Origin of the sequence: Acinetobacter sp. Q186-3 (genome assembly GCF_013420655.1) — a bacterium.
Classification (GTDB): domain Bacteria; phylum Pseudomonadota; class Gammaproteobacteria; order Pseudomonadales; family Moraxellaceae; genus Acinetobacter; species Acinetobacter indicus.
This window is the reverse complement of the sequence record NZ_VOXS01000009.1, coordinates 23,692-37,582: the sequence shown is the minus strand read 5'-3', so window position 1 is coordinate 37,582 and position 13,891 is coordinate 23,692. Positions and strand designations below refer to the sequence as shown.

The window sequence follows — 13,891 nt, the reverse complement described above, 5'->3', positions numbered from 1 at the left end:
GATAAAGCTACCGCTTTTATACTGAAAAGTACGGCAAAGACATTGAATCTGCTGGTGTATCTGTGCTTAAAATTAAATCAATCGCTACGACCAAAGCATGATTGTGGTGGAGAAAAAATAAGCGTCATACTGCTGATATGCAGAAATAAAAAATCAAGAATGTGGCATACATCTCGTGATGAGATGAGAGAAGATCAAGGAAGTATAATATGAATGAGATCTATCCTGTACCCGAAGAATTTAAGAAAACTGCGCGTACCAACGAGGCAGAATATTTCGAACGTTATCAGCAATCCATTGAACAACCCGACGAGTTCTGGGCCGAGCAGGCCAAGCGTCTGGACTGGATTAAACCGTTTACCCAGGTCAAAAATACCAATTTTGATCCGGACAATTTCAAGATTGAATGGTTTGCCGATGGCCAGCTCAATGTTAGTGCCAACTGTCTGGACCGGCATTTAAAAGAACATCCTTATAAACCGGCAATTATCTGGGAAGGTGACCATCCTTCACGACATAAAATTATTTCCTACCGTGAGCTGTACGATGAAACCTGCCGCTTTGCCAATGTGCTGAAAAAAAATGGCGTCACCAAAGGCGACCGCGTAGTGCTGTATATGCCAATGGTATCCGAGGCTGCCATTGCCATGCTGGCCTGTGCCCGGATTGGCGCGGTGCATTGTGTGGTGTTTGGGGGATTCTCTCCAGATTCGCTGGCCAGCCGGATTGAAGACAGTCAGGCCAAACTGGTGATTACCGCGGATTCGGCCATGCGCGGCGGCAAGCCGATTTATTTAAAGGCCAATGTCGATCAGGCCCTTACTGTGGCCGGTACCGAGTCGGTGCAGAATGTGATTGTGGTCCACCGGACCGGTAACCCGATTGAAATGAAAGCCGGGCGTGACCTGTGGTATCACATGGAAATCATGACGGTCAATGAAATTTGCCCGCCTGAGCCAATGAATGCCGAAGACCCGTTATTTATTTTATATACTTCCGGCTCGACCGGTAAGCCGAAAGGGGTGCTGCACACCACCGGCGGTTATCTGACTTATGTCAACAGTACCTTCCGTGAAGTGTTTGATATTAAACAGGATGATGTGTTCTGGTGTACCGCCGATGTCGGCTGGGTGACCGGGCACTCCTATGTAATTTACGGGCCATTATCGAATGGCACCACCACAGTGATGTTTGAAGGGGTGCCGCAATATCCGACCTGGGCGCGCACCGGGCATTTGATTGATAAACACAACGTCACGATTTTATATACCGCACCCACTGCGATTCGCGCCATGATGCGTGAAGGCGACAGCTTTGTACGGGAAAGTGACCGCAGCAGTCTACGTCTGCTTGGTTCGGTTGGTGAACCGATTAACCCGGAAGCCTGGAACTGGTACTACACCGTGGTTGGTGAAAGCCGCTGCCCAATTGTGGATACCTGGTGGCAAACCGAAACCGGCGGGATTCTGATGTCGCCGCTGCCGGGCGCAACGCCACTGAAACCGGGCTCGGCCACGCGTCCGCTGTTTGGGGTACAACCGGCCCTGGTCGATGCTGAAGGTAATGAGCTGGAAGGTGAAGCCGAAGGTAACCTGATTATCAAGGATTCCTGGCCAGGGCAAATGCGCACCATCTGGGGCGATCCGGCTCGCTTTATTGAAGCCTATTTTGCCACCTATCCGGGCAGTTACTTTACCGGAGATGGCGCGCGCCGCGATAAAGATGGCTATTACTGGATTACCGGCCGGGTCGATGATGTCCTGAATATTTCCGGACACCGCCTAGGCACGGCTGAAATTGAAAGTGCGCTGGTGGCACATGATGCGGTGGCCGAAGCCGCGGTGGTGGGCATGCCGCATGATATTAAAGGTCAGGGCATTTGTACCTTTGTTACCTTGCAAGCCGGCGTGACAGAAAGTGATGAGCTGCGTACCGAACTGGTCAACTGGGTCCGGAAAAATCTGGGACCGGTGGCCACTCCAGATGCGCTGCATTGGGCACCGGCCTTACCAAAAACCCGTTCCGGTAAAATCATGCGCCGGATCTTGAGAAAAATTGCCGCCAATGAGCTGGATAGTCTGGGCGATACCTCAACCCTGGCAGAACCACAAGTGGTAGATCAGCTGATTGCCACGGTGCAAGCCAGCCGTTAAAAATAAATATTAAGATACCGCCTCTCGTAGGCGGTATTTTTATACTGAAAACCGTGTAGCATAGCTGGACACGATGCGAGCACAACAGCCCGCTCCATCCACAGTATTACGATTGATCAAGGATATGATTTTTAGATGAACCCGACTACGGCCACTGTTTTAGACCCGCTGGAAATTGCCCGGCAACTGGCCCACCAGTTTGCCCAGACCGCCGCTGAACGTGACCGGCAGGGCGGTAATCCCAAAGCAGAGCGTGATCTGATTCGCCGTAGCGGTTTGCTGAGTTTATCAATTCCGACAGAATATGGCGGGCAGGGTGCCGCCTGGTCGACTATATTTAAAACGGTCCAGATTTTGGCACAAGCGGACAGCTCCTTGGCGCATGTCTATGCATTTCATCATTTACTGATTGCCACCGTGCAGCTGTTCGCCCAGCCCGCACAATATCAGCACTGGTTGCAACAGACAGTTCAGCAGCAGCTGTTTTGGGGCAATGCCCTGAATCCGCTGGATCGGCGTACCACGGTCACACCGGTCGCAGATTCTGAATATCTGTTTCAGGGCGATAAAAGCTTCTGCTCCGGTTCGGTCGATTCAGACCTGTTGCTCTGTTCCGGTTATGATGCGACCGGCAGGCTTTTGATTGCGGTGATTCCGAGTACCCGGAGTGGTGTCCATTTTCTGGGTGACTGGCACAATATGGGACAGCGCCAGACCGATAGCGGCACGACCCATTTTGAACAGGTGCGTGTTCATCAACATGAATTGCTGCTGAATCCCGGACCGCTAAGTACGCCTTATGCCAGTTTGCGGCCGCTAATTGCACAACTGATTTTTGTGCATCTGTTTTTGGGTGTGGCCGAAGAGGCATTTGAAACAGCGATTCAGAGCGTGCAAGGTCAAAAAGCCTGGTCCAAATCTCGGGTCGAGCAGGCGGTGGATGACCCGTTTATTCAACGGCATTGCGCCGAGTTTTATCTGCAGCTAGAAAGTGTCCGGCTTTTGGCAGATAAAGCCGTGCAGAGTGTGCAGCAGGCTTGGCGCATCGGACCGGAACTCACGGCTGAACAGCGCGGTGAAGTAGCGGTGGCCATTGCTACGGCCAAAATTGCCTCGACCAATACCTCTTTATATATTACCGAGCAGATGTTTCAGGTAATGGGCGCACGGGCCACCACCGCCCAGCTGAATCTGGACCGTTTCTGGCGCAATGTGCGTACTCAGACCCTGCATGATCCGGTAGATTATAAATATCAGGAACTGGGTGAATGGGTGCTGACTGGCAAAGTGCCAGATCCCAGTTTTTATTCTTAGGACTAAAACCGCTTCATTCTCATTTCATTGAGTCAGATAAAATGAAAAAATCCCTCAAGCCGAGTCTTGAGGGAAAAATAAGGGGCCTGTTGTTGTGTTTATTTGATCCGGCATTGCAGCGATGTTTCGCTGCAAGCTTGCGGACCCAGGCTGCTGCAAGCCTGGGTCCGCAGGATCAATGGCCAAGACTACACTCGGAAGAAGGGGATGCCAGCGGGTCAGCAGATTACGCCACTTGAGGTTTGACCTTGTTCTGATGCAGACGCGATTCTGCTGCATCCAGACTAGGTACTGCAGCAGAAGGTAGTACTTCATCCTGCTCAATCTGTTTATTAATGCCCAGGTTCTGGTTGGCCTGCTGGGTTTTACTTTTCACCACTTCGGCGCGCTGGCCTTTGGCCGGTGCCCATTCCAGAATGGGCAGGGCGCGTGCCACAGCCAACGTAATCCGGTCACGCAGGGCCTCGCTATGGATGGTGTATTCCAGGGTAAAGTCACGGTCTGTGGCATAGACACCAATAGGCAAGGTTTGCGCCTGGAAAAAGCTGAATAACGGACGCAGCTGATGCTCCAGTACCAAGGCGTGGCGGTCACTACCCCCCGATGCCGCCAGTAATACCGGTACATCTACCAGCGCAGTCTGTTCGACAAAATCAAAGAAATGTTTGAATAGACCGGTAAAGGAGGCGCGATATACCGGTGTACCGACAATTAATGCATCCGCTGCTTCAACGGCAGCCAGATCATCCTGCACGCGCTGTGGTAACTGCTTGCGGTAAATGGCACCGCCCAGCAAAGGGGCAATTTCACTGAATTTAATAAAATGCACCTGAATCGGGGTGGCTTCGCCCAGTTCATCAATAATGGCTTGCACCAAAGCTTCGGTTTTAGACGGATGATTTAAGCCGCCCGATACTGCGACAATATTGAGTGGTTTGGTTGAATTGAAAACAGACATAGGCTTACCTGAATTGTGGTTGATCTCGGAATGTCTGTTATTAATCAATAGTTGAATTACCCTGTAAAATAAGCAAATACAGAAAAGTTATCTGTTTTTCAGATAACTTTAAAATGAGCAATTAATAACTAAATTTAATGAAATAAATAATTGAAATTTATACTTATATGCGACTCAGATAAGCATCTGAATCAGGCTGATAAATGTTATATCAAAATCAGATTTCCTATCTCAGATTTAAGAAAATGTAAGAAAATATGAATAATCGGACAAAAAATCTCGTTTAAGCCAAAAATAGTTCACTCTTGCATATCCTTAACCGCATTTGTATGGGTAGAATAGGAGCCATTGTGCACAAGATCTCTCACGTCACTTATGAATATTTTAATCGTTGATGATCATCCGCTGTTTCGTCATGCTTTAATTCAGGCTGTACGCTATAGCTTACCGCAAGCTCAAATTCATGAAACTGCTGCAGTCAATGAATTCTATGAACGTTTAGAAAAAGGACCTGAACCTGATCTTGTTCTCCTCGATTTAAATTTGCCAGGCGCTTCGGGTTTCTCGGCGCTGGTGCATGTGCGTGCACAATATCCTTCAATTCCGATTATTGTGGTGTCGGCACATGAAGAAGTGTCGATTATCCAGCGTGCCATTGCGCATGGTGCCATGGGTTATATTCCAAAATCTGCCCACCCAAGCCATATTGGCGAAGCGATTCGTCAGGTGCTGGAAGGCGAAATCTGGTTACCGCCAAACCTGCCGGCCAATGTCAATTTTGACCCGCGTGCTGCCGATGAAACTGCACTGGCAGAGCGGATTCAGTCCTTAACGCCGCAGCAGTTCCGTGTGTTGATGATGGTGGCTGAAGGTTTGCTGAATAAACAGATTGCCTATGAACTGGATGTTTCTGAAGCGACCATTAAGGCACACGTGACGGCGATTTTCCGTAAACTGGGCGTACAAAACCGTACCCAGGCGGTATTGGCGATTAATGCGCTGAATATTGAAGAAAAGAAAATCTAAATATTGAAAAATATATAAAAAGGACATCAAATGATGTCCTTTTTGTTTTGCAGATCGGCTAAGGCTTAAGCCAGACAATCCTGTTTCGGTGTGGCATCGGTACAGAACAGCGGATTCAAAGCGCATTGCAATTCATCAATCTGTTCCTGAGTCACATAGTCCTGAGATTTTAAGTGGTCGGCAATACGGTCATCGCGCAGGCTTAAAAATGCCGGATCATAGACGCCTAAATCGACAAATAGCGCGGCAGTTTCCAGACTGTTAAAACGGTCCAAATAGACATCATTGCCATACATCAGGAAGATATGATCTTCATGGGAATGAATATCTACACCTAAACGCTGTGCCAGTTCATGCGGCGGGGTTTTGATAAACAGTAAATCGGACAGTTCATCAAACTGGCTGGTATCGAGTTCGGTTTTATCGGTTTTGACTTTGCCGAGCCAGGCTTTAAATACCAGGACCGCACCACCGCGCAGCAGCATGCTCCAGATCTGGTGACGGGTGGTGGCACCAAGACAGTCACATTCAGTTTCCAGCGAACGCAGCAGTTTCTGTTCCTGTTCAGACAGTTTTTCAAACAGGCCCAGTCCTTGTGGTTTATAGGCTGCCGGACTAAATACATCAAAATGCAGTTCATCAAAGACCTGTAAGGCCAGCGGTACAGCGGTTTGATAAATGGTATTCAGGGCTTCAATATGCGCATGTTCTAATTTGCTGTGCTGAAACAGGGTTTTCCAGTCGATGGCCGGCAACAGGGCATTGGCGCCATACTGACGGTGAAACTGTTGGTTCTGCTCATGACCTTGCTGTACTGCGCTTGAAAGACTCATCAAAAAACTCCTCTAGGCTGGATGATGATCAGCTCCGGACAGGACGTTCAGGGGCTCATCTCCAGACTAAACACTGATCTTTTCTTTTTAATGTCTTTTTTATGCGCGTATTGCTACATATCAGATATGCGACTAAAGTCTAATGCGTATTTTTTAATCAAAAAATAATTTTAAAAATCATAAGATTAAAATTTTGTAACCAGGTATACAGCTGTACACTGAGATTTTTGGTAGCCTTTGCCATAGTAAATAATTCAATGGAATTTTCTGCCAATGGCTGTCAGGCAGATAGCGCCTGTTTTGAGCAGTTTTGCCTAGCGGGCTGCAATAAATCGCCATTTTCAGGCCCAAAATACAAAACCTCTTTGTTACCGAAGCCGCAAAGAGGTTTCAAAATATGTCAGCCTAAGCTGAAATTTTCAGACCGGATAACCAGGCTCGCAAGGAGGCCGGTTTCAGCGGTTTTTTCAGCAACACGATATTCAGCTCTTTTAGACGCTGCGGTAATTCCGGATCCGAATCGGCGGTAATTAATGCCACTGGTACATTTTCCTGACGGTTGGCCAGAATAAAGTCCAGACCGACTTTATTGTTATTTAAATGCTGATCGACCAGCCAGACCTGAATATTTTCCTGCTGGATAATCTCCAGGGCCTGTTCCGGTTCGGTGGCTTTAAAGACCTGATAGCCCCATTTGCCCAATAAGGTCGCCATGCCTTCTAAAATAGTTTCATCATTATCCAGACACAGAATTTTATAGGCCTTGGTTTTCAGCGGTACGGCCTGAACCGGTGCAGCCACGGCTTTAGGTGCATCCACCACCGGTACTTCAATCATGAAGCAGGAGCCCTGTCCGAGAGTGGAATAGACATAGACCGGATAATCCAGCAGGCTGGTCATACGCTGCACAATGGCCAGACCGAGGCCCAGACCCTGTTCACCCCACGGCGAGGTATGGCCGCAACGTTCAAATTCCTGGAACAGTTTAATGCGCTGTTCTTCGGCAATGCCGGGACCGGTATCCCAGACCCCGATGCGGATATGCTGCGGACGCTGTGCAGAACGTAATACCCCGACCACGACTTTACCTTTGGCGGTATAACGCAGTGCATTGCTGACAAAGTTTTGGATGATCCGGCGAATCCATTGCGGATCGGTGTCAATCCAGAACTGGGCATCATGCACGGCAAACTGGATGCCCCGCTGCGCGGCAATGGATTTAAATTGCAGTTCCAGATCACTGAGCAAGTCATGCAGTGGATAAGGCTGACGTTTCGGCTGAATGGTGCCGCCTTCTAAACGGGCAATATCCAGCAGCGCAGACAGCATACTTTCAGCGCCATGCAGGGCACGATCCAGCTGCTGCAAGGTTTTGCGGTCATCATCCGACTGGATGCTTTGCTCTAGCGCGGTACTGAACAGACGGGCTGCGTGCATCGGCTGTAATAGGTCATGACTGGCCGCGGCAATAAAGCGGCTCTTGGACATATTGGCTTTATCGGCCTGTTCGCGCGCCAGCTGCTGTTCGGCCAGGGCATCGGCCAATTGCTGGGTACGGTCTTGTACACGTGCTTCAAGGACCGCTTCATTTTCACGGAAGGCGGTAATATCGGCAAAGGTGGTCACGAAGCCACCGCCTTCAATCGGATTACCGCGCATTTGAATCACGCGGCCATCTTTACGGATACGTTCAAACTCATGCGCACTGCCGACTTTCATCCAGTGAATCCGTTTACGCACGTGTTCTTCCACCGAGCCCGGGCCACATTCGCCGCGCTCGGCGTTATAGCGGATCAGGTCGGCAATTGGACAGCCGACATAGACAATATCTTTTGGATAATCAAACAGTTTCAGATATTGATTGTTCCAGGCCACCAGACACATGTTTTCATCGACCACGCTCACCCCCTGGGTCATGTGGTCGATCATGGTCATGATCAGGTTCTGGTTAAAGCGCTGCCATTGGGAGGCCTGGTCAAGAATATTGGCGACCTGACCTAGCGCCAGACCATTGTTGACCATCGCCGTGGTGAGCAGGGTTCGCGCCGATGCCGCGCCAATGGTGCCGGCCAGGTACTGTTCGGTAAAACGCCACCACATGCCGTTGGCATTGCTGTTTTCATTCAGCACCACATTATTCTGTTCACTGAACTGCCGGAAGGCCTGCATGGTTGGCTCATCGCCGGTAATGCGTTTGGCCAGCGTAATCAGGTCACCGACTTTTAAACGCGCCACATCCTGATGCGAATAGCTGACTTCATTGCTGGTGGTGTGCGATGGCAGCGGCTTGGTTTCATAGTAGAAGAAACTTTCAGCCTGAATCTGTTCAGCCACACTCGGGCGGAACATGCGCGATACCCAGACATACAGCAATAGGTTCAGACCAAGTGACCAGACCACACCATGTGTCAGCGGCGCAAAAGATTCAAAACCTAATAGCGCTTCCGGGCGCAGACCATTAATGCCAAACGGACCGACGGTTAAATAATACTGGGTAATCGCCGAGAACTGTTCTGGCAGACTGCGTAAAACCGTTGGCCAGAGCAGGGTATAGGCCCACATGATAAAACCGACAATCAGGCCGGCATAAACACCCTGTTTACTGCCGCCGCGCCAGTACAGCCCGCCAATCAGGGCCGGGGAGAACTGCGCTACCGCACTAAAGGCCAGTAAACCGAAGACCGAAAGCTGGTCAATATCATTAAAGAAATGGAAGAACAGGAAGCCAAGCAGCATCACCGCCAGAATACAGATGCGGCGGGTGAATTTCAGCACCAGTGGCAACCGTTTGTCATGACGCGAAATCAGGCCCGAGCGCCACAGCGCCGGCATGATCAGGTCATTACTGAGCATGATCGACAGCGCCACTGAAGACACCAGCAACATCCCGGTTGAAGCCGAAAAACCACCCAGGAAGGCCAGTAAGGTCAGCCATTCCTGATTATAGCTGAGCGGTAAGGACAGCACCGCGACATCCGGAATCATCAGATATTGCGGCGCGGCATGTAAGGCCCAGCTGGCAATTGGAATAATCGCGATGGTGGTTAAAATCAGATAAACGGCAAACCAGCGCCGTGCCCCGCGAATATGTTTTTCATCGCGTAATTCGACCACCGCCACGTGGAACTGGCGTGGCAAGCAGATAATCGCCAGTGCGGCCAGCAGGGTTTGCACCCAGAAAGTTTCCGGTACGCCCAACAGCTGCACTTCATGGAAGGTCTGGGCCACATCATTGCTGATCTGCTTCAGGTTATCGGCCGATTCAAAGACAAAGAAACCGGCCACACAGAGCAGGGCAAACAGCTTGACGAAAGATTCAAACGCCACCGCCAGCATTAAACCGCCGTGCTGTTCGGTGTTGGCAATTTGCCGGGTGCCAAACAGCATCGCCAGAATTGCCAGCAGCGCGGTTAAAAACAGTACACCATTGGTGGTACTTTCGACATGGGTGGTCTGATCCAGAATTACGGCAGCACTTAAGGCAATTGCGCGTAACTGCAGGGCCAGATAGGGAATAATCGCAATGACTGCCAGAATGGTCACCAGCGAGGCCAGGGCACCACTTTTGCCATATCGCGCTGCCACGAAGTCGGCAATCGAGGAAATGGCATGATGTTGCCGGACCCGACCCAAACGGCGCCAGATGTCATAGCCAACCGCCACGAACAAGAGCGGCCCTAAATAGATCGGCAGGAAGATAATGCCTTCACGCACCGCTGCACCAGTGGCCCCGTAAAAGGTCCAGGATGAACAGTAGACGCCCAAGGTCAGACTGAACAGCAGCATACGACCGCGCGTACTGAGGCGGCTCGCATGTTTTTCACCAAAAAATGCACAAATAAAAAGTAATGCAATATAAAGGGCTAACACCCCGATAATCAGCCAGCTGTTCATAATACCCGCGGTGTATTTATCTCGCGTTATAATACTCTATTCGTGAACGCATCAGTTTGAATTGCTCAAAATTTAACGACCAAAGTCTAAATTACAAGCACCCTACAAACTTGTTAGTTTTCATCATGAATATAATTCGAATTAAAAATTACGCCTAAGGCTGGGCGTTTCAAGGAGTAAAACTATGGATGAGGCTCAAGTAGATCGAATTCTACACAATCCAAAATTCAAAGAAATGGTTGCAAAAAAGCGTAATCTTAGCTGGACGCTTACCGCAATCATGTTAATCGTTTATGTCGGCTTCATGTTGTTAGTTGGCTATAACAAAGAGTTTCTATTATCTTCCATTTCTGGTGGCGTGACGACCTGGGGTATTCCACTGGGTCTGGGCATCATCGTGTTATCTTTCATTTTGTGTGCAGTGTATTCCTATATTGCGAATAACAAGCTGGATCAACTGAATGAAGAAGCAATGCGTGAAGTAGAAGCAATTGCACAACAAAAAGGACAAGACTAAGATGAAATGGACTTCATTGAAGGCGCAAGCTGCTGCAGCTTCTGCGTTGATGATGTCAGGTATGGCTTTCGCCGCACCTGATCTGGGCGCAGCAGAACAACAAGCCACCAACTGGCCTGCAATTATCATGTTCCTGATCTTTGTGGGTGCGACCCTGTTCATTACCAAATGGGCGGCGAAACAAACCACCAATACCAAAGACTTCTATACTGCCGGTGGTGGTATTTCAGGTTTCCAAAACGGTCTGGCCATTGCCGGTGACTATATGTCGGCTGCGTCTTTCCTGGGTATTTCCGCCATGGTGTTTATGTCAGGCTTCGACGGCTTGCTGTATTCACTGGGCTTCATGGTGGGCTGGCCAATCGTATTGTTCCTGATTGCAGAACGTTTACGTAACCTGGGTAAATACAACCTGTCTGACGTAGTTTCCTTCCGTTTATCAGAAAAACCAGTACGTACCCTGGCGGCATTCAGCTCGCTAGTCGTCGTGGCGTTCTATCTGATTGCACAGATGGTGGGTGCAGGTCAGCTGATCAAACTGCTGTTCGGTCTGAACTATAACATCGCAGTTGTGCTGGTTGGTTTATTGATGATGGCTTACGTTATGTTCGGCGGCATGCTGGCAACGACCTGGGTACAGATCATTAAAGCGGTACTGTTACTGTCTGGTGCAACCTTCATGGCTTTCATGGTAATGAAAGGCGTGGGCTTCAGCTTCACCAATATGTTTGAACAATCAATTCAGGTGTTCTCGAAGGTACATGACCTGAGCCTGGCTGATGCAGCGAATATCATGGGTCCAGGTAGCCTGGCATCTAACCCGATTGATGCGATCTCACTGGGTCTGGCATTAATGTTCGGTACTGCAGGTTTGCCACACATCCTGATGCGTTTCTTCACGGTAAAAGATGCCAAAGAAGCACGTAAATCTGTTGTGGTTGCAACCGGCTTTATTGGTTACTTCTACCTGTTAACCTTCATCATTGGTTTCGGTGCGATCCTGTATGTGGCCAACAACCCGCAATTCCTGGATATCGCAAAAATGGCAGTCACTGGCAAGCTTGAGCTGGTGGGTGGTAACAACATGGCGGCGGTACACCTGTCTGACGCAGTCGGTGGCGACCTGTTCATGGGCTTCATTTCAGCAGTTGCATTCGCCACAATTCTTGCGGTGGTTGCCGGTCTGACCCTGTCAGGTGCTTCAGCAATCTCTCACGACTTGTATGCCAACGTATTCAAGAAAGGTCAAACTACACCTGAATCTGAACTGCGCATGTCTAAAATCGCAACTTTAGGTTTAGCGATCTTCGCGATGATTCTGGGTATTCTGTTCGAGAAACAAAACGTTGCGTTCATGGTGGGTCTGGCATTCTCGGTAGCTGCATGTGCGAACTTCCCGGTACTGGTTCTGTCGATGTTCTGGAAAGGTTTAACCACACGTGGTGCGGTGATTGGTGGTGTTGCAGGTCTGGTGTCTGCTGTCGTGCTGATCGTATTGTCGAAAGCAGTTTGGGTCGATACGCTGGCAATTTCTGATACACCAGTGGTGCCATTTAACGGTCCTGCAATCTTCGCAATGCCATTGTCATTCTTCTGCTGCTGGTTGTTCTCGATTACCGATAACTCTGCGCAAGCACAAGCGGAACGTAAAGCATTCGATGCACAGTTTGTCCGCTCACAAACCGGTATTGGTATCTCAGGTGCATCTGATCACTAAGATGAGCAGATATGCCTAAAAAAAGCCCCGCAAGGGGCTTTTTTATGGCTGCGGTTTTTGCTTGCTGGCCCAGTAGGCCTGTAGTTTGCGATACAGCGCTGATTCTTTTTCAAACCAGGTGGCTTTGGCATTCAGTAACAGCTTGGCGACCAGGTAGGCACCCGTGACCTGACCGACCACCGGTAGACCCAACAGCAGACCAATAAAGGCAATTTTACTGACCTTGATGCCAGATACTTTGGCCGCCATCCATTTAAATTCTGACCAGCTGATTTCCTGCTGCTGATAGCGCCGGAACAGTTCATAAATTGCCAGTGAAACACTGGCCACGGAGATGGCCGGAAAGTAGTCCCAGAAATGTTCATCATTCGGGTCTTTGGCGGTGACAATCACATCAATCGCATCTTCCACACTCTGGGTCAGCTCTTTGGTGCTGAGACCAGAACTTTCCAGACCCAACTGTGTCGCGATTTCTTCAGTGGTAAGCAGCGTTTCTTCAGGAGGGGCAGCAATCCAGTCTTTTCCGGTGCCAGTACCTTCGATGGCTTTTAGTTGCAATTGCCAGCTTTCACCACTGTGCTGATCGGCCAGAAGCACATCAAAATCGGTATGGTCGCGCTGGTCCAGATACGCGGCATACAGACTGTCGCCATCTTCATGGTCCAGCCGTACAAATTCCATGTCATGCAACATGCCTTTGACCGTCGATACCAGCCCGACAATCTGCTGTTCATCAAAACCCTGTAAATAAGCCTGAATATCTTCCAGAGGGGCGTTTGCCAGTTCAGCATGGCTGCGTCTTAATGCAGCCAGTACCGCCTGATCCGCTTCAGTCAGTTGCGGCATGCGCGCGTTCCAGGCCAGTTTGGCCAATACGGTGGTGATGGCCAGTGCATCAAAATTTTTACGGAGATAGTGAATCGGAGAGGACGATCGGGTCATGGCTTAATCCTCTGGCTGTTGCAGCTGCTCTGCCTGAGCCTGTCCCTGTTTTTTACCTTGCTGGAACGCCTGTTTCCATACCGCTTTAATGCGTTCCTCACTGAGTTTTTCATTACGGGCTTTATGGGAAAAATACAGATCAGCCACTTTCATAATCGCAAAAGTCAGGCCGTAGACCAGTGGAATGGTCAGCAGGCCGCCAAAGCCAAAGGTCACGGTTTTCCAGACCCCCAGTGCAATCTGCTGCGCGGCGATGCCCAAACCCACCAGCCCGATCAGCTCCTTGACCCAGTCCAGCGCTTCATTGTCGGTCAGTTTAATGCCGTGAATGGCAGCAATCCGGCTGGCAAAGTAGCCTTGTAAGGGTGTCAGAATCAGAATATCGGCAAAAGGCAGGGGCTGAATGGCGACACCGGCACAGGTGGCACAGGCCAGATGGGTGATTTTGGCAATTTTTTTATCCTGAGAAAGGTCATCCCGGAATTCAATCTGGGTGATTTCTTGACGTACTTTTTCTGTAATTTTCATACAAAGGAG

At 49.6% G+C, this 13,891-nt stretch carries 10 protein-coding genes; 5 read left to right on the top strand and 5 right to left on the bottom strand.

Features of this window, described 5'->3' with window-relative positions; all coding sequences use genetic code 11:
• Positions 1 to 209: 209 nt before the first annotated feature.
• A complete protein-coding gene (gene acs / locus FTT64_RS09455; protein ID WP_104483887.1) occupies positions 210 to 2,153 on the top strand; it encodes an acetate--CoA ligase in 1,944 nt (647 codons plus the stop codon).
• 135 nt (positions 2,154 to 2,288) lie between these two features.
• Complete coding sequence (locus FTT64_RS09450; protein WP_180182307.1) at positions 2,289 to 3,467, top strand: acyl-CoA dehydrogenase family protein; 1,179 nt, start codon at positions 2,289 to 2,291, stop codon at positions 3,465 to 3,467.
• Between the two features lie 226 nt (positions 3,468 to 3,693).
• Here the strand turns inward: FTT64_RS09450 and msuE are convergent, their stop codons facing one another.
• The gene (msuE, locus tag FTT64_RS09445; RefSeq protein ID WP_005180758.1) at positions 3,694 to 4,425 is read right to left on the bottom strand and encodes an FMN reductase; all 732 of its coding nucleotides are present in this window, start codon (positions 4,423 to 4,425) and stop codon (positions 3,694 to 3,696) included.
• Positions 4,426 to 4,800: 375 nt separating this feature from the next.
• Between msuE and FTT64_RS09440 the strand changes: the two genes are divergently transcribed.
• The gene (locus FTT64_RS09440; RefSeq protein WP_005180757.1) at positions 4,801 to 5,451 is read left to right on the top strand and encodes a response regulator transcription factor; all 651 of its coding nucleotides are present in this window, start codon (positions 4,801 to 4,803) and stop codon (positions 5,449 to 5,451) included.
• A 65-nt stretch (positions 5,452 to 5,516) separates the two neighbouring features.
• On the opposite strand, the gene FTT64_RS09435 is transcribed toward FTT64_RS09440, so the two are convergent.
• Together FTT64_RS09435 and FTT64_RS09430 are read right to left on the bottom strand one after the other, a co-directional pair.
• Positions 5,517 to 6,284 carry a hypothetical protein gene (locus FTT64_RS09435; protein ID WP_180182306.1) on the bottom strand — a complete coding sequence of 256 codons (768 nt, stop codon included), beginning with the start codon at positions 6,282 to 6,284 and terminating at the stop codon, positions 5,517 to 5,519.
• 405 nt (positions 6,285 to 6,689) lie between these two features.
• Entirely contained in the window at positions 6,690 to 10,178 is a 3,489-nt protein-coding gene (locus tag FTT64_RS09430) for a PAS domain-containing hybrid sensor histidine kinase/response regulator (RefSeq protein ID WP_104483890.1), read from the bottom strand.
• Positions 10,179 to 10,362: 184 nt separating this feature from the next.
• Between FTT64_RS09430 and FTT64_RS09425 the strand changes: the two genes are divergently transcribed.
• Entirely contained in the window at positions 10,363 to 10,695 is a 333-nt protein-coding gene (locus FTT64_RS09425) for a DUF485 domain-containing protein (RefSeq protein WP_005180745.1), read from the top strand.
• Position 10,696: 1 nt separating this feature from the next.
• Positions 10,697 to 12,412: a cation acetate symporter gene (locus FTT64_RS09420; protein ID WP_104489272.1), complete on the top strand. Its 1,716-nt coding sequence runs from the start codon at positions 10,697 to 10,699 to the stop codon at positions 12,410 to 12,412.
• A gap of 42 nt (positions 12,413 to 12,454) precedes the next feature.
• Here FTT64_RS09420 and FTT64_RS09415 read toward each other — a convergent pair whose 3' ends face one another.
• Together FTT64_RS09415 and FTT64_RS09410 are read right to left on the bottom strand one after the other, a co-directional pair.
• Positions 12,455 to 13,354: a hypothetical protein gene (locus FTT64_RS09415; protein ID WP_180182305.1), complete on the bottom strand. Its 900-nt coding sequence runs from the start codon at positions 13,352 to 13,354 to the stop codon at positions 12,455 to 12,457.
• A gap of 3 nt (positions 13,355 to 13,357) precedes the next feature.
• Positions 13,358 to 13,882: a DUF697 domain-containing protein gene (locus FTT64_RS09410; protein ID WP_005180740.1), complete on the bottom strand. Its 525-nt coding sequence runs from the start codon at positions 13,880 to 13,882 to the stop codon at positions 13,358 to 13,360.
• Positions 13,883 to 13,891: the final 9 nt, after the last annotated feature.

Excerpts from the sequence above, each read along its gene's own strand:
- FTT64_RS09435 (WP_180182306.1), bottom strand. The coding sequence starts at position 6,284 with ATGAGTCTTTCAAGCGCAGTACAGCAAGGTCATGAGCAGAACCAACAG.
- FTT64_RS09440 (WP_005180757.1), top strand. The coding sequence starts at position 4,801 with ATGAATATTTTAATCGTTGATGATCATCCGCTGTTTCGTCATGCTTTA.
- FTT64_RS09430 (WP_104483890.1), bottom strand. The coding sequence starts at position 10,178 with ATGAACAGCTGGCTGATTATCGGGGTGTTAGCCCTTTATATTGCATTA.
- FTT64_RS09450 (WP_180182307.1), top strand. The coding sequence starts at position 2,289 with ATGAACCCGACTACGGCCACTGTTTTAGACCCGCTGGAAATTGCCCGG.
- FTT64_RS09425 (WP_005180745.1), top strand. The coding sequence starts at position 10,363 with ATGGATGAGGCTCAAGTAGATCGAATTCTACACAATCCAAAATTCAAA.
- FTT64_RS09415 (WP_180182305.1), bottom strand. The coding sequence starts at position 13,354 with ATGACCCGATCGTCCTCTCCGATTCACTATCTCCGTAAAAATTTTGAT.
- FTT64_RS09410 (WP_005180740.1), bottom strand. The coding sequence starts at position 13,882 with ATGAAAATTACAGAAAAAGTACGTCAAGAAATCACCCAGATTGAATTC.
- acs (WP_104483887.1), top strand. The coding sequence starts at position 210 with ATGAATGAGATCTATCCTGTACCCGAAGAATTTAAGAAAACTGCGCGT.
- msuE (WP_005180758.1), bottom strand. The coding sequence starts at position 4,425 with ATGTCTGTTTTCAATTCAACCAAACCACTCAATATTGTCGCAGTATCG.
- FTT64_RS09420 (WP_104489272.1), top strand. The coding sequence starts at position 10,697 with ATGAAATGGACTTCATTGAAGGCGCAAGCTGCTGCAGCTTCTGCGTTG.